The 737-nt window shown below is 59.2% G+C and carries 1 protein-coding gene; it reads right to left on the bottom strand.

What is annotated here, in order from left to right; all coding sequences use genetic code 11:
* Nucleotides 1-737 (bottom strand): AMP-binding protein (locus NLX73_RS24835; RefSeq protein ID WP_254327610.1); only part of this gene is annotated, 737 nt, incomplete at both ends.

Raw genomic sequence — 737 nt, 5'->3', positions numbered from 1 at the left:
AGCAGCTGGTAGAAGTACGTTGGCGTCTGGTTCAAAATCGTGACCTGTTCGCGGCCCAGCAGCGCCAGGAAATCGGCCGGATTTTTCGCCGTGAGTGGCGGTACGATGACCAGCTTGCCTCCATACAGCAGCGCTCCGTACATTTCCCAGACGGAGAAATCGAAGCAGAACGAGTGGAACAGCGTCCACGTGTCGGATGGCCCGAAGTCAAACAGGTTCTTGTCGTTGAACAGGAGGCGCACGACGTTCTTATGCTCGATCAGCGTTCCTTTCGGTCTGCCGGTCGTTCCCGACGTGTAGATGACATAAGCCAGGTTGGCCGGCCCGGAAATCGGCTCCAGGTTCGAAGCGTCCAACGCATCGGCGGAGTCCGCCCCTCTGTCGCCCCAAACGAAATCGTCCAATTCAAGGCGCGTTCCTGCAAAGTCGGTCTTCTCGTGCAGATGCTTTTGAATCAGCAATAACGGCGCGCCCGAATCCTCGATCATAAAGCGGATGCGCTCCTCCGGGTAGTCGGGATCGACAGGCACGTATGCTCCGCCCGCTTTGAGAATCGCCAGAATGCCGACAACCATATCGAGCGAGCGTTCGGCCAGAATCGCTACCAGCTGGTCCGCTTCTACTCCCGTCTCCCGCAGCTTCCGCGCAAGGCGGTTGGATCGCTCGTTCAGCTCGCGGTAGGTCAGCTGCCGCTCGTTCATGACGGCGGCCACGTTGTCCGGGTAAAGCTCCGCCTG

This window comes from Paenibacillus sp. CH40 (assembly GCF_024213605.1).
Classification (GTDB): domain Bacteria; phylum Bacillota; class Bacilli; order Paenibacillales; family Paenibacillaceae; genus Paenibacillus; species Paenibacillus polymyxa_B.
This window is presented reverse-complemented; position numbering and strand designations above follow the sequence as displayed.